Raw genomic sequence first — 14,662 nt, 5'->3', positions numbered from 1 at the left:
ACGCTGTCGGTGTGTTGCTGAGGGACCTGCTCGCCGTACCCGCGCTCCGGCTCGCGCTCCTCGCCGGTGAGGAGCGGCTGGACCGGGCGGTCACGGGCGTCCTCATCACCGACCTGCCGGACCCGCGCCGCTACCTGTCCGGCGGGGAGCTGGTGCTCACCGGGCTGATGTGGCGGCAGGGGCCGGACGACTCCGCCCGGTTCGTGGACGCCCTGGTCGGCGCGGGCGTCGCGGCCCTCGGCGCGGGGGACGCCCGGCTCGGCACGGTCCCGGACGACCTCGTGACGGCCTGCCGTGACCGGGGCCTGCCGCTGGTCGAGGTGCCGGTCGAGGTGTCGTTCGGCGCCGTGACGGAGCTGGTCCGCGGTCGTCTCGCCGGGCCCGCGGGCGACCCGCGCGGCGCGCTCGGACGGCACCGCAGGATCGTCGCCGCCGTCGCCGAGGGCGCCGGCCTCGACGAGCTGTTCGCCCTCATCGCGAGCGAGCTCGGCGTCGCCGCCGCCGTGATCACGGCGTCCGGCTCGGTCGTCGCGGGCGACCTGCCGGCCGGGGAGGCCGTACGGCTGGCCCGCGACTACCTGTCGGCCGTCCGGCTGCCGGTGGTGGTGCGGCCGCGCGGGGAGGGCGTCGCGCACACGCTGTTCGCGGTGGACCGGTCGCACCGGGCGGCCGGGTGGGCGCTGGTGTGCCGGGGCGAGCTCGACGCGGAGATCGGCTACGAGCTGGCGGCCTGCGTGGCGATGGAGCGCACCCGCAGGGAAGAGGGCCGCCGGGTGGAGCGGAGGCTGGCCGAGCAGCTGATCGCGCTCGCCTGCTCCGGCGGCGACCCGTCCGAGCTGTCCGCCCGGCTGCGGACCAGCGGCATCGACGCCGCCGAGCCGTACGCCGTGGTCGCCGCGACCGTCGCCCGCCCCGGCGCGACGGACGGTCCCGACCCCGCCGTCCTGGGCGGCCAGGTGGTGGAGGAGCTGCTGGACCGACGGGCCGTGGCCGCCGCGGGGGCGGACGGGTCGGTGGCCCTCGTCCCGCTCCGGCAGGTGACGGCCGACGACCTCGCCGCCTCGCTGCGGGACCGGACCTCCCTGCTGACGGCCGGGCTGCCGGGAACCCGGGTGGCCATCGGCGTGAGCGGCGCCCTCACCGGCGCGGCCGCCATCCGGGGCGGTGTCGAGGAGGCCGGCCACGCCCGCCGGATGGCCGAGGCGCGCGGCGGGGGAGTGGTCACCAGCGACGAGATCTACACGCACGCGCTGCTGCTGGCCACCGTGCCGGGCGACGTGCGCGGCTCGTTCGCCGAACGGCTCCTGGGTCCGTTGTTCGACTACGACCGGCGGCACGGGGCGGAGCTGGTCCGCACGCTGGGGGCGTTCCTCGACTGCGCCGGCTCGTGGAACGGCTGCGCCGAGCGGCTGCACGTCCACGTCAACACGGTGCGCTACCGCATCAAACGGGTGGAGGAGCTCACCGGCAAGGACCTGTCATCCATGGCCGACCGCGTCGACCTCTTCCTCGCCCTCCGCGCCGGCTGAGCCGCCTTCACGGCTCACACCGCCCAAAGCGGCGAGTTCCGCTTGGGCCAGCCCCAGGGAATATCCGTCACCGACCTCGCGCGCCAGAATCAGCGCTTTTCGGGAGTGATCGAGTGCTTCACGCAGGTCGCCGTGCAGCCGCATGGCCTGGCCGAGCCGTGCCAGAATCTTCGGCTCGACGGCCAGACTCCGCGTCTCGCGGCTCCGAGCCAGGGCCACCTGCAGAACCTTGATAGCGGACGCCGGATCGTGTTGCTCCACGTGGACGAGGCCAATGCCCATCAGCGCCTCGCATTCGTGCATCGCGTCATCCGCATCCCGGGCCAGAACCTGGAACTCCGCGAACGCCTCGATCGCCGCGGGCAGGTTCCCCAGGCCGTGCTGGGCGATGCCGATGCTCATGAGCGCGTGGCGCTCGCCCACGGGCGACGCGATCTCTCGCGCGATCTCGAGCTGCGTTCGCGCACCTGCCAGGGCTTCGCTGAACCGCTTCAGCGATGACAGGGTGAGGTTCATGTTGCCGATCGCGCGCATCTCACCGAACCGGTCGCCGCTCGCACGATGCATGGCGATCTCCTCTTGCTGATGCGTCAGGGCCTCCGGTTGCCGGCCTGTCATCAGGAGCCCCGCGGCGACATATCCGTGCGCAAGGGCGAGGATCGATCGATCGCCGGTCCGCTGGCTCATGTCGAGCGCCATGCCACAGATGGGGAGCAACTCTCTCCGGTGTCCCGTTTACACGAGAGGCCAGTAGAACGTGAACGTCAGGTAGGCCCCTGCGCGGGCGACGGAGGGGTCGGCGACGGACATGGCCTGGGCGGCCGCGGCCAGGATGTTCGGCCGTTCCCGCTCCAGCCAGCCGAACGCGTCCGCCTCCTCGGCAAACGCGACCGGCTCGCGCTCCACGAAGTCGTACGGCGGATGGACGCGGTTGGCGTCGACCAGCGTCATGGCGTGGCGGATGGTGAGGCCGTACAGGCCCACCGCCCGCAGCAGGGCGTCCCTGCGCTCCTCGTCCGTCAGGTGCCGTTCGGCCAGTTCTATGGCGAACAGGCGGACCAGGTCGTGCAGCCGGAAGCGGCCGGACTCGTGCCGTTCGGCGAGGTGGGCCCGGGCGAGGCGGTCCACGTACCGCTCGGCGTCCGGCGCCGGGACGTCGAGCAGGGCCGCGACGACCTCGGCGGTCGCGTCGGGGATGTGCAGGACGCCCAGGTGGCGCAGGGCCCGCGCGGCGGCCACGTCGAGCTCCCGAGGACTGCCGGAGAGCAGGTCGTGGCTCAGCCGCAGGCTGGCACTGACGGCGACGTCCCCGGACTCCAGCTCGTGCAGGGCGCGCCTCCGGTCCCGGAGCCGGGCGTTGAGGTCCTTCAGGCTCGCGTGGCGGTTCTCGGCGAGCCGGGCCGCCGCGAGGCGCAGGGCCAGCGGCAGCCCGCCGCACAGGTTCGCCAGCTCCGCGGCCGCCCGCGGGTCGGCCGCCACGCGCTCGGCGCCGACGAGCTCGGCCAGCATGGCGACCGCCTCGGCGTGCGGCATCGTCCCCAGGGGGACCGCCACGCAGTCGTCGACGATCGCGAACGACTCCCGGCTCGTGACGAGGACGGCGTTCCCCGCGGGCAGGCCGAGCAGGGGGCGGACCTGGTCGGGGCCCGCCGCGTCGTCGAGCACGATCAGCAGGCGGCGCCCCTGCAACCGCGTCCTGAGCATGGCCGCCGCCTCGTCCGGCTCCGCCGGCACGGCCTCGGGGTGCACTCCCAGCCCGCGCAGGAGCCTGCCGAGCAGGTCGATGGGCCGCAGGCGCTGGACTCCGGGCGTGGCGCCGAGGAGGTTGGCGTACAGCTGACCGCCGGGGAAGTGGTCCCGCACCGCGTGGGCGGCGTGCACCGCGACCGCCGACTTGCCCGCGCCCGCCGTGCCGGTCACGGCGACGATGGCCTGTGGCGCCGAGCCGTCCGGCGGCACGAGCAGGGACCGGAGCCGCGCGAGCTCCTCGGCGCGTCCCACGAAGACGCGGATGTCGCGCGGCAGCTGGCGGGGGATCGTGGGCGGCCGGACGGTGTCCCTGGGTGGGGCGAGGGAGGGGTCGGCGCGCAGGATCAGCTCGTGGCAGCGCTGCAGCGACTCACCGGGATCCACGCCGAGGTGCTCGGCGAGCAGCCGCCGGCCCTCGTGGTAGGCCGCCAGCGCCTCGGCCTGGCGTCCGCAGCGGTAGAGGGCGAGCATGAGCAGCTCGCGGGCCCGTTCCCTGAGGGGGTCGTCGCCGACGAGCGCGGTGAGGAGCTCCACCGCTTCCTGAGGCCGGCCCAGGCACAGCAGCGTGTCGGCCTGGTCCTCACGCGCCGTGAGGCGCAGGCCTTCCAGGCGTTCCCGCTCGGCGTGGGCGAAGGGGCCGGGGACGCCGCCCAGGGCGGGCCCGGTCCACTGCCGTAACGCGGCTTCCAGCTCCCCGAGGCGGGCCTGCGGGTCGTTCTCCGCGGCGTGATGCCGGGCCCGGCCGAGGTGGTGGTCGAACCGCCCGGCGTCGATGTCATAGGCCCCGGCGGCCAGCAGGTAGCCGCGGGCCGAACTGAGCACCAGGCCATAGGGGCCGCGGCGGCCCGCCTCGGGTTCGAGCGCGCCGCGAAGCCCCGCGATGTAGGTGTAGACGCTCTGCTCCGCGGTCTTCGGGTGGCCGCCGCCCCACAGCCCGGCGATCAGCCTGTCCTTGGCCACGACCTGTCCGGGCTGCGCGGCGAGCAGGCACAGGACCGCGCGCTGGAGCGGCGGCCCGAGATCCACGGCCAGGTCCCCCCGCCACGCCGCGACCGGCCCCAGCAGCTGAAGCCGTACGACGAGGGAGGCCGCGTCGCGCGCCGACGGCTGATCGGGCACGCTCACTCGCCCATTATGGCGGCAGCGCGCTCCGGCGAGGTGTTCGTGCCGGCCATGGCCTCCCGGATCGCCTCCAGCTCCCGCGCCGCGACGGCGCCGAGCCGGGGGTCGTTCAGCTCACGCGCCAGGCGTTCCGCTCGCAGTGCGTGCGCCCGGGCGCTTTCGAGGTCGCCGAGAAGACGCTCCACCTCGACGAGCTGGCACAGCCGCCCGAGCTCGGCATCCTGATAGCCAACCTCGCGGAGATGGACGAGAGAACGTTCAAGATGGCTCTTGGCCGCCGCCAGGTCGCCGCGTTCGGAACGAATGGACGCCATGGGCCCGAGGCACATGGCCACGTGTGCGTGATCCCCGGCCTGCTCCGCCAGTGAGGACGCCTCTTCGAGGAGCGACAAGGCCGATGACCAGTCACCGAGCCCTCGCAGGGCGATCGCGGTCATGACCAGCGCGTGCCGCTCACCGACCTCGGAGCCGATCTCCCGGGCGATCTGCAGCTGGAGCTCGGCACACTCAAGCCCCTTCGCGTACCGTCCGAGGTCTGAGTAGTTGAGGCTGAGATTGCCCAGGGCTCGCATCTCTCCGAAGCGATCACCCAGCACCCGCTGCAGGCGCAGCTCGGCCTCATGGTGCACTGTGGCGTCGGCGGCCCGGTTCAAACGGTTGAAGGCCATGGACAGCTGGTTATGCGCCAGGGCCTCCACAGTCGAATCGCCCGTTCGCGCCGCCACCCGCAGCGCCGCCTCGCCGATCTGCAGATGATCGTTGCGATGTCCGCCCCAATAGAGGTGCCACGCGAGCGAGAATCCCAGGTACGCCCCCATCAGGGCGACCGCGTCGTCGGGGCAGGAGGTCGCCTGCATCGTCGCCGCGATGACGTTCGCCCGTTCCGACTCCTGCCAGGCCTTGGCGTCCTGGGCATCGGTCAGAGGGGCGGGATGCTGGGGGACGTCGGGCCAGGGGGGTTGCACACGGTGCGGGTCCACCAGGTGGTTCGCACGATGCATCGTGGCGCCGTAGAAGCCGAGCGCGCGGATCAGCGCCAGGGATCTCTCCTGGGCCGAGAGCTGCTCGTCGGCAAGTTCGATCGCGAACAGTCGCACGAGATCGTGCGGCCGGAACCGCCTCGACGCGACCGGCTCGACCAGATGGGCCCGTGAGAGCCGGTTGAGCGCCCGCTCGGCGACGTCCACGGGTTCGTCGAGCAGGGCGGCCATGACGTCCGGGGTCACCTCCGCCACGTGCAGAACGCCCAGACGGCAGAGGGCGCGCGCCGCTGTCCTGTCGACCGCGGCGCGGCTCCTGCGCAGCGACTCGTAGCTCATCTCCAGGCTCGATCGGACGGCGGTCTGCCCCGACTCCAGCTCGTGCAGGGTCCGGCGCCTGTCCTCCAGCCGTACGGCGAGGTCGTGCACCGTCCACTGCGGGCGTTCGACGAGCCGGGCGCCGGCCAGGCGCAGGGCGAGCGGCAGGCCGCCGCAGAGGTCCGCCAGGCGGCCGGCGGCGATGGGGTCGGCCGCGATGCGGGCCGCGCCGGCGAGCTTCGCCAGTACCGTGACCGCCTCGCTGCGTCCCAAGCCGCCGAGGACCAGGTGGACGCAGTCGTCGGCCATGGCGAACGACTCACGGCTGGTGATCAGGACGGCGTTTCCGTGCGGGAGGTTCAGCAGCGGGCGCACCTGGTCGATGTGGGCGGCGTCGTCGAGCAGGATCAGCGCGCGCCGCCCCTCCAGCCGATCACGCAGCGTCGCGGCGGCCTCGTCCACCTGCGAGGGAACGTTCTCATGTCCGACGCCCAAGGCGCGCAGGAACCGGCTGAGTACCTCGAGCCCGTCGAGCCGTTCCACACCCGGCGTGGCCCCGAGAAGGTTGGCGTAGAGCCGTCCGTCCGGGAAGTGACCGCTCACGGCGTGCGCGGCCTGGACGGCGAGCGCCGACTTGCCGGCTCCGGGAGCGCCCGTGATGGCGATTACGGCCTGTGGGGCGCCCTCGTCCCCGGGAGCCAGAAGCGATCGGAGCCGTGCGAGCTCCTCGACCCGGCCGACGAAGTGGGCGGTCGCCCGCGGCAGCTGGCGCGGTGCGAGATCCGTGTCCCGGTCCTCGGCCACGGACACGTAGGTCGTGATCGGGTCGTCAAGGGAGGGGTCGGCTCGGAGGATCAGCTCGTAACGTCTGCGGAGAGCCTCGCCGGGATCGACGCCGAGCTTCTGCCCAAGGAGACGCTGAAGCTGGAGATACGTGTCCAGAGCGTCGGCCTGCCTGCCGCAGCGGTAGAACGCGAGCATGAGGAGCTCTCGCGCCCGCTCCCGTAGAGGGGCCTCGCCGACCAGCGTGGTCAGGGCCGTCGCGGCCTCGTGGTGGCGGCCGAGGGCGAGCAGGACGTCGGCGCGTTCCTCGCCCGCCGTGAGCCGCAGCTCCTCCAGCCGGGCACGTTCCACCTCGGCGAACGGCCCGGGGACGCCGCACAGGGCGGGACCCGTCCACATGCTCAGCGCCAGGTCGAAGGTCTTCAGGGATCCGTCGAGATCGTCGGCGGCCTGCAGCCAGCGGGCCTCCTGGAGGTGACGCTCGAACTCCTCGGCGTCGGTCTCCAGCGCTTCACGCCGCAGCAGGTAGCCGCGTGACCTGTGCACGAGGACGGTGTAGGGGCGGCGCGGCCCCTGCCCCGGCTCCAGGATCCGGCGCAGCCCGGCGACGTAGGTGTAGATGCTCTGCTCGGCGGTGACGGGGGCGCGACTGCCCCACAGGGAGTTGATCAGTCTGTCCTTCGTCACGACCTGCCCCGGGCGCGCCGCGAGGACGCACAGCACGGCCCGCTGCAGCGGCGGTCCGAGATCGACCTCCTTCCCCCCGCACCATCCCTTGACAGGACCCAGTAACTGCAGTCGACAAGACGACCCTTGACAAAGCGCACGCTGATCCGCGGTCTCCATACGCCTGCGGAACTCCTCCTCACGACGACATAGGTGCATTCGTTGGAACCTCATGCGGGAGGAACCCCTGCTGCCATGCCCGCCGAAAGCTCTGGTCCCCGTGCGTGGTGCTGCCCCGTCGAGCAATTCGTGTTCACGGGTCTGTAACACCACGCGCGCGTCGCCCAGGCCAATATGCCATCAGCTATCTAGATTTCGTCTAGATGGTGCGGACTCTTTGAGTCGAAGCTCGCCTCTCGACCCATCTTGTCGGGTGTGCGTCGGTCACCTCTCCGAGCCGAGGTGGATGGGACGGGCGGATTAGTAGAAGGGGCTGAGACGCTCCGTGCACGCGCTTTGTCTGACCGTAAGGAGTGGCGTCGCTTGAACTCCGTCATGGTCTGTGAATCGCGCCGCGGCGGCATATATTCGAAGCCTGCCCGCGGAAGGCTGCCCTGTGCCTCGTCTTGGCCGCCGGTGCATCGACGGCCCCTGCCGGAGGCGGGGTTGTCTGTGGTCGGTCTTCAGAGGCGGGCGCGCCGGCGCTCACGGTGGGACTCGTGGGCGTCTGATGGGTTGCCCGCAGGGTCGGTGGACGCGGCAGGAAGAGCCGGGATGCGAGCATCTGAAGGCAGGTGAGGCAGGTCAGCCTCCGCATGCGGCTCTTCCCGCGACTGGTTCCCGCCGGCTGCTGGGCAGATGCGGCGGCCCGCTCGCACCTCGCGTCGAACGGATGGCGTACGGTCCGCTCCCTGTGCAATCTCCGTCGCCCGGGCTCATGGGCCCGGCATAGTGGTTCCGCTGGGCTCTCGACTCTCGCTCAGATCTTTCGCTCGAGCCGATCGGAGCCCTTGGGCTGTTCAAGCGGATCGTTGGTCGTTCTGTCAAGGGGAGTTGAGATGGCTGTCGGCCGCCGGCACGTGCGAGGTGTGTTAATCGATGGGGGGTTTCCTCTCCTCTCGCGCGGTGCCTGACCGGGATTTCCTCTCCGGGTTTGGAAGAACCATTTATAGGGGGGTGGGGCGCGACATCGGCCCGGTCGTGATAATGATTTGTTCTATCGCTGCATGCAATGGCCGAGACGGTTGGCCGACAATTGCGTGTTCAGACGAGGGTGGGCTGGTGTCCGCGTAGTAGATCTCTACTTCAGCTGTCAATCGCGTGGTCAGGTGTGCTGACTCGCCCTAATTGAAGGGGTGGTAGGGGTGGTCAGTCTGTGGCGCTGGCAGCTGGAAGAGCGGAGCGAGGAGCGTGCTGTCGGATAACAGCTCAGCAGCACCACACGCTCGCTATCTCCATTGATGATGACGTAGAGGCGCTTGCGGCCGTAGCATTGGCGGCAGTTACCAGGCCTACCGAAGCCAGGATAGTCAGTGCAATCATCGCGAGGCGGCGCATGAGGGCCTCTTTCGTGAGGGGTTCGATCGTGCGGCCTTCATCTTCTCAAGGAGTGCGTGTGACCGGTCAAGGTTTGGTCGGCGAGCGAATCAAGGCGATCCGACGACAGCGAGGGCTGTCTCAGGCACAGCTCGCTCACCCAGAGCTCTCCGACAGTTACGTTTCCTTGATCGAGAGTGGCAAGCGTACGCCGACTCCGGCGGTCCTCGAACTGCTGGCGCAGAAGCTCGACTGTTCCCTCACCTACCTGGTCAACGGTGTCACCGCCGAGCAGATGGAGGAGCTGGAGCTGGGTCTGCGCTTCGCGCGCATGGCGCTGGAGAACGGTGACCTGGCTGAGGCGCGGCGTCGGTTCGCCGAGCTCCTCCAGGACAACAACCTCACAGGGCTGGCGGCGCTCCGCCAGGAGGCGCAGTACGGCTACGCCCTGGCGGTCGAGGCTTGTGGGGACCTCCCGGAGGCCATCAACGTACTGACGATGCTGAGGGAGGACCAAGAGGGCCAGGCTCCCGAGCGGCGCATACAGGTGGCGCTGGCGCTGTGCCGATGCTACCGGGAACTCGGTGACTTCCAGGCGGCGGCACAGGTGGGAGAGGAGTCGCTCGGTCTGAACGCGTCTCGTCCCGTCTGGAGCGACGCCCTCATCGAGCTGGGTTCAACCCTGTTGTCCGTCTACAGCGAGCGGGGAGATCTACTCCGCGCCCGCCAGTTCGCGGGAGAGCTTCTGCAGGCGGCCGAGGAACTGGGCACCCCCCGCTCCATCGTCGCTGCCTGTTGGAACGCCGCGCTCACCCTGCAGAGGGTCGGAGCCGGTGAGGAGCCGATGACCTTGATCGAGCGTGCGCTCGCCATACAGTCGGAGAACGGCGAACCGCGCAACCTGGCCCGCCTTCGCACGGCGTACGCCATCGTCCTGCTACAGGCGAAGCCGACTGAGGCGCTGACCGCCCGAGACCTTTCTCTTCGCGCTCTGCGAGAGCTGCGCGAGTCGTCGGCAGGAGTGGCCACGATCACCATGTGCCTGCTGAACATCGCGCGGGCGGAGATGGCCTTGGGTAATCCCGATGAGGCGATGCGGTACGCACTTGAGGCGCGGGAGTCCACGGTTGACCGAGTGGGCAGTGCGATCATGGCGGACGTGCGCCTGGTGCTCGCGCAGGCCTCCTGGTTGCAGGGCAGGGATGACGACGCCCTGGCGGAGCTGTCGTCGGCCGCGGAATGGCTCGAGCATCTGCCCGCCACCCGTAAGACCGCAGAGCTGTGGCAGTCCGTCGCGGAGACAACGAATCGCGCGGGTGATTACGGAAGGGGTGCCGACGTCTACAAGCGGGCGCTTGCCTGCGTGGGGCTATAGGGCTCTTACTCGCGCCGCCGGCTCTCAGCAGAGGTGTTGAGAACATCGCTGCGTGCGGTTCTTCAGGTTGTCCACAGGTTTCGGTGCGCGGTATGGACCGGGGGTGGGCGTCGGTAGCCTTGGGGGTGTCATGAAGAAGACCTCCCTCGCCGCCGTCGTCGCGGTCGTCGTGACGCTCCTGCTGGGCATGGCCGCGGCCATCCCGGCGCAGGCGCACACGTCGCTCAAGAACAGCGACCCCCAGAAGAACGCCCAGGTGCAGACCCTGCGGAAGGTCACCCTGGAGTTCGCCGAGTCCGTACGGTTCCCGGTCGTGGTCGTGCGCGGCGAGGACGGCAAGCGGTACGAGAGCGGCGACCCGGCGGTGGACGGGCCGAAGGTCTCCGAGGCGGTGGTCGACGCGGTGCCGCCGGGGCGGTACACCGTCGCCTGGCGGGTCGTCTCGCAGGACGGGCACCCGGTGGAGGGGGAGATCCCCTTCACCGTGGTCGGCGGGTCCTCCACCGGCGGCTCGGAAACGGCGGGCTCGGTGGGCAGCCCGACCGCCGTGAGCGCGGCCGCCGGCCAGGACGGCTCCGGCGCGCAGGCGTCCCAGAGCCAGGACGACGCTCCCGCGTCCGTGCCCGGCTGGGTGTGGATCGTGATCTTCGGGCTCGCCGGCATCGGCATCGGGATGTTCATCAGCCTGCGGAAGAAGCCATGAACAGGGCGCTGCGCCTGATCGCCGCCGCGCTGTGCGCGGCCGCCGGCGCGCTGGTGATCGGCATGGTGGCCGGGGGCGCGGCCACGCCGCGGATCATCCCGGGCCTGCCCGACCAGGGCATGCTGACCCGCTGGATGCTTCCCATCTCCAAGCTGGCCATGGACGTGTCGGGCCTGCTGACGGTGGGCCTGCTCGCGTTCGCCGCGGTCTTCCTGCCGAGCGACAAGGGCCTCCTCGGCAAGACGGCCCAGTCGTACGTCAAGGCCGCCTCGTGGACGGCGCTCGTGTGGGCCGTCGCGGGGGCCTCCTCGCTCGTCTTCAGCCTCTCGGAGACCCTCGGCGCGCCGGTCGGCCAGATCCTCGGGGGAGACCAGCTCACCAGCTACGCCAGCCAGGTGCCCCAGGGCATCGCCCTCACGCTGGTCGTCCTCTTCACCGTGGCCATCGCCCTGTTCGCCCGCGGCGCGATCACCGTGGGCGCGGCCGGCGGGCTGCTGGTCTTCGCGCTTGTGACGCTGTTGCCGCCCGCCCTGACGGGCCACTCGTCCTCCTCGCCCAACCACGGCCTGGCCACCACGTCCGTCGCCTTCCACCTGCTGTTCCTGGCTCTGTGGGTCGGCGGCCTCGGCGTCCTGTGCCTGCACGCCCTGCGCGGCGAGGACCGGCTCGACGTGGCCGCCGACCGGTTCTCCCGGATGGCGTTGTGGTGCTTCGTCGGCGTCGGGCTGTCGGGCCTGGCGAGCGCGATGGCCCGGCTCACCTCGATCGGCGAGGTGTTCACCTCGGCGTACGGGCTGATGCTGCTGGCCAAGACGGTCGCCTTCGTCGTGCTCGGCGTCATCGGGTGGCGGCATCGCGGCCGTACGCTGCCCCGCCTCGCGTCGGGGGAACGGCACGCGTTCCTGCGGCTCGCCCTGGGAGAGATCCTGATCATGTCCGGGACGGTGGGGCTCGCGGTCGCCCTGTCCCGCACCGCCCCCCCGCCGGTCGACGTTCCCCTCGACCGGGCCTTCGAACTGCTCGGCTACCTCGTGCCGCCGCCGATCTCGGTGGTCAACCTGCTGACCCTGTGGTGGTTCGACCTGTTCTTCGCGGCGCTGGCCGTCGCCCTGGCCGGGCTGTACGGCGCGGGCCTCGTCCGGATGAGCCGCCGCGGCGACCGGTGGCCGGTGGGGCGCACGGTCAACTGGTACATCGGCGTCGCCATCCTGGTCCTCGCCACCCAGAGCGGCGTGGCCCGCTACGCGCCCGTGCTGTTCAGCGTCCACATGGCCGAGCACATGGTCCTGTCGATGCTGGCCCCGATCTTCCTGGTGCTGGGCGCGCCGGTGACGCTCGCGCTGCGCGCCCTCAAGCCGGCCGTCCGCAGGGGCGACCGCGGGCCGCGCGAGTGGATCACCGTGATCCTGCACAGCCGGGCCGTCAAGTTCATCACCCACCCCGCCATCGCGACGGCTATCTTCATCGTCTCGACGTACGCGCTGTACTTCACGCCCCTGTTCGCCTCCGCCATGGAGGAGCATCTGGGGCACATCGCGATGACGCTGCACTTCCTGCTCAGCGGGACGCTGTTCTTCTGGGTGATCATCGGTGTCGACCCCGCGCCGCACAAGCTGCCCTACGTCGGGCGGCTGCTGCTGGTGCTGGTCACGATGCCGTTCCACGCGTTCTTCGCGCTCGCCCTGATGAGCATGGGCACCGTGATCGCCTCCAGCTGGTACGACCAGCTCGGCCGGACGTGGGGGGCCTCGTCGCTCTCGGACCAGCAGACGGGAGGGGGGATTGCGTGGGGTTTCGGGGAGATTCCCACGCTGATCGTGCTGCTCGCCCTGGCCATCCAGTGGTGGCGCGACGACGACCGAGCGGCGCGGCGGGCGGACCGGCGGGCCGACGCGGCGGCCGCGAAGAGCGGCGGCAGCGGCGACGCCGAGCTTGACGCCTACAACGAGTACCTCACTCGCCTGAACAAGCGGTCCGCCGAGTAGGGCCCACGTAGAACGCCTTTGGGGCGTAGGGCGGTGGTGGAACGCTACGGAGCGTTGTAGGGCCCGCGGTAGGGCGGCCCCGCTGCCGTCTCGTGAGGCGCCCGCGAGCTGCTCGCGGGTGTGCGCGGGAGGCCGTTCCTGGCCTTTTCCAGGGTGTCCGGCGCCGCTGACCAGCCACAGGCTGGCTGGGCGGGAGTGCGCGCCGGCCGCGCTCGAGCGGGCGTGGGTGGGCGTGGAACGCGCCAGTTCTCCTGGCGCTTCTCTGGTCGGCCGTTGGCGTGACGACCAGGAGAAATGGGCATCACTACGTAGGGACGCGGCAAACCCAGAGTCAATCGAGGGTTTGCCTCAGGGTTGGGTCGGTAGCGTGGAAGACCGCCCCAGCGGCGGCCTGCGCTGCGTTCAGGAGGGTTGCACTTGTCCGAGGATGTACGCCTTCGCGAAGGTGGCGGGCTCAGCCGGGTCCTTGAGGACTACCTCTCCGACTGGACGGAGCGGTCCGGGATCGCGGTGGAGGTGTGGGCGCTGCCTTCCAGGCCGATCCCCGGCGACGTCGCGAAGGCGGTCTACGCCACCGTGGTCGAGGCCCTGACCAACGTCGAACGGCACAGCCACGCCCGTCTGGTCTCCATCGCGATCACCGTCGGCCGCAGCGGCCTGCGCATGACGGTCAGCGACGACGGCGCCGGCTTCGCCCAGGACAGTCCCGGACGGCTGGCCGGCCGCGGCCTCGCCGCCATGCGCGCCCACTTCGCGGAGGTGGGCGGAGCGCTGACCGTCAACACCGTCGCCGGTGGCGGCACGACCGTCACCGGCGTCATCCCCCTGTGAGGGCCGGTCAGGGGAGGGTCAGGATCTCGTGGCCGGTCTCGGTGACGAGGATCGTGTGCTCGAACTGCGCGGTGCGCTTGCGGTCCTTGGTCACGGCGGTCCAGCGGTCGGGCCAGATCTCGTAGTCGATCGTCCCGAGCGTCAGCATGGGCTCGATCGTGAACGTCATGTTCGGCACCAGCGTGACCTGCAGCGACGGGTCCTCGTAGTGCGGCACGATCAGGCCGGAGTGGAACGACGCGCCGATGCCGTGGCCGGTGAAGTCGCGCACCACGCCGTACCCGAACCGCTTGGCGTACGCCTCGATCACGCGGCCGACGATGTTGAGCTGCCGGCCGGGCGCGACGGCCTTGATCGCCCGCATCGTCGCCTCGCGGGTCCGCTCGACCAGTAGTCGCGACTCCTCGTCGACGTCGCCCACGAGGAATGTGGCGTCGGTGTCGCCGTGCACGCCGCCGATGTACGCCGTGATGTCGACGTTCACGATGTCGCCGTCGTTGAGGACGGTGTCGTCCGGGATGCCGTGGCAGATGACCTCGTTGATCGAGGTGCACAAGGACTTCGGGTACCCGCGGTAGCCGAGCGTCGACGGGTAGGCGCCGTGGTCGCAGAGGAACTCGTGGCCGATCCGGTCGAGCTCGTCGGTCGTCACGCCGGGGGCGACGTGCTTACCGACCTCCTCCAGCGCCTGGGCGGCGATGCGGCCCGCGACGCGCATCTTCTCGATCGTCTCAGGGGTCTGGACGTCGCTGTCGCCCTTCTTGGGCTCGTGCTTCCCCACGTACTCGGGGCGGGCGATGGAGGCGGGGACCTTGCGGGTGGGCGAAAGTCGGCCCGGACGGAGCAGCGTCGTCATGCCGACAAGTCTAGTTGCGCGTGAACGGGGCACGATGATGTGCGTGAGCGATCAATGGTGGTTCTGTCTGAAGCACATGCGGGTCGAGCCCGAGAAGGGGTGCCCGAACAAGGACCGTCTCGGCCCGTACGACACGCAGGAGGCCGCCGCGAACGCGCTGCAGACGGCCTCCGAGCGCAACAAGGCCTGGGCGGAACAGGACAAGGACTGGGACGAGTGACGCCCCCCG

The 14,662-nt window shown here is 70.8% G+C and carries 10 protein-coding genes; 6 read left to right on the top strand and 4 right to left on the bottom strand.

Features of this window, described 5'->3' with window-relative positions; genetic code table 11:
• Positions 1-11 precede the first annotated feature (11 nt).
• Positions 12-1,529 (top strand): PucR family transcriptional regulator, encoded by a 1,518-nt coding sequence (locus Mco01_RS02230; protein ID WP_204055230.1) that lies wholly within the window; start codon positions 12-14, stop codon positions 1,527-1,529.
• Here the strand turns inward: Mco01_RS02230 and Mco01_RS02225 are convergent.
• From Mco01_RS02225 to Mco01_RS02215, 3 genes are read right to left on the bottom strand one after another with little or no spacing between them, the layout of a single operon-like run.
• A complete protein-coding gene (locus tag Mco01_RS02225) occupies positions 1,479-2,228 on the bottom strand; it encodes a tetratricopeptide repeat protein (RefSeq protein ID WP_204055229.1) in 750 nt (249 codons plus the stop codon). The genes Mco01_RS02230 and Mco01_RS02225 overlap by 51 nt on opposite strands.
• A 36-nt stretch (positions 2,229-2,264) precedes the next feature.
• The gene (locus Mco01_RS02220) at positions 2,265-4,403 is read right to left on the bottom strand and encodes an AfsR/SARP family transcriptional regulator (protein WP_204055228.1); all 2,139 of its coding nucleotides are present in this window, start codon (positions 4,401-4,403) and stop codon (positions 2,265-2,267) included.
• A complete protein-coding gene (locus Mco01_RS02215) occupies positions 4,400-7,327 on the bottom strand; it encodes an AfsR/SARP family transcriptional regulator (protein ID WP_239103272.1) in 2,928 nt (975 codons plus the stop codon). Before Mco01_RS02215 ends, Mco01_RS02220 begins: the two co-directional genes overlap by 4 nt.
• 1,435 nt (positions 7,328-8,762) lie before the next feature.
• On the opposite strand from Mco01_RS02215, the gene Mco01_RS02210 reads away from it, so the two are divergent.
• The 4 genes from Mco01_RS02210 (at position 8,763) to Mco01_RS02195 (ending at position 13,577) form a co-directional block, all read left to right on the top strand.
• A complete protein-coding gene (locus Mco01_RS02210; protein ID WP_204055226.1) occupies positions 8,763-10,058 on the top strand; it encodes a helix-turn-helix domain-containing protein in 1,296 nt (431 codons plus the stop codon).
• 130 nt (positions 10,059-10,188) lie between these two features.
• Positions 10,189-10,761: a copper resistance CopC family protein gene (locus Mco01_RS02205; RefSeq protein WP_204055225.1), complete on the top strand. Its 573-nt coding sequence runs from the start codon at positions 10,189-10,191 to the stop codon at positions 10,759-10,761.
• A complete protein-coding gene (locus tag Mco01_RS02200) occupies positions 10,758-12,746 on the top strand; it encodes a bifunctional copper resistance protein CopD/cytochrome c oxidase assembly protein (RefSeq protein ID WP_204055224.1) in 1,989 nt (662 codons plus the stop codon). The genes Mco01_RS02205 and Mco01_RS02200 overlap by 4 nt, the downstream gene beginning before the upstream one ends.
• A gap of 417 nt (positions 12,747-13,163) precedes the next feature.
• Positions 13,164-13,577 carry a sensor histidine kinase gene (locus tag Mco01_RS02195; protein ID WP_204055223.1) on the top strand — a complete coding sequence of 138 codons (414 nt, stop codon included), beginning with the start codon at positions 13,164-13,166 and terminating at the stop codon, positions 13,575-13,577.
• Positions 13,578-13,584: 7 nt separating this feature from the next.
• Here the strand turns inward: Mco01_RS02195 and map are convergent, their stop codons facing one another.
• A complete protein-coding gene (gene map, locus Mco01_RS02190; RefSeq protein ID WP_204055222.1) occupies positions 13,585-14,433 on the bottom strand; it encodes a type I methionyl aminopeptidase in 849 nt (282 codons plus the stop codon).
• 43 nt (positions 14,434-14,476) lie between these two features.
• Between map and Mco01_RS02185 the strand changes: the two genes are divergently transcribed.
• Positions 14,477-14,653 carry a hypothetical protein gene (locus Mco01_RS02185; protein ID WP_372444742.1) on the top strand — a complete coding sequence of 59 codons (177 nt, stop codon included), beginning with the start codon at positions 14,477-14,479 and terminating at the stop codon, positions 14,651-14,653.
• Positions 14,654-14,662: the final 9 nt, after the last annotated feature.

It is taken from the genome of Microbispora corallina, from assembly GCF_016863035.1.
In the GTDB taxonomy this organism is placed as follows: domain Bacteria; phylum Actinomycetota; class Actinomycetes; order Streptosporangiales; family Streptosporangiaceae; genus Microbispora; species Microbispora corallina.
Note: the sequence above shows the minus strand (reverse complement) of the source record. Positions and strands in the feature narration are given on the sequence as shown.

Excerpts from the sequence above, each read along its gene's own strand:
- Mco01_RS02225 (WP_204055229.1), bottom strand. The coding sequence starts at position 2,228 with ATGGCGCTCGACATGAGCCAGCGGACCGGCGATCGATCGATCCTCGCC.
- Mco01_RS02215 (WP_239103272.1), bottom strand. The coding sequence starts at position 7,327 with ATGGAGACCGCGGATCAGCGTGCGCTTTGTCAAGGGTCGTCTTGTCGA.
- Mco01_RS02205 (WP_204055225.1), top strand. The coding sequence starts at position 10,189 with ATGAAGAAGACCTCCCTCGCCGCCGTCGTCGCGGTCGTCGTGACGCTC.
- Mco01_RS02200 (WP_204055224.1), top strand. The coding sequence starts at position 10,758 with ATGAACAGGGCGCTGCGCCTGATCGCCGCCGCGCTGTGCGCGGCCGCC.
- map (WP_204055222.1), bottom strand. The coding sequence starts at position 14,433 with ATGACGACGCTGCTCCGTCCGGGCCGACTTTCGCCCACCCGCAAGGTC.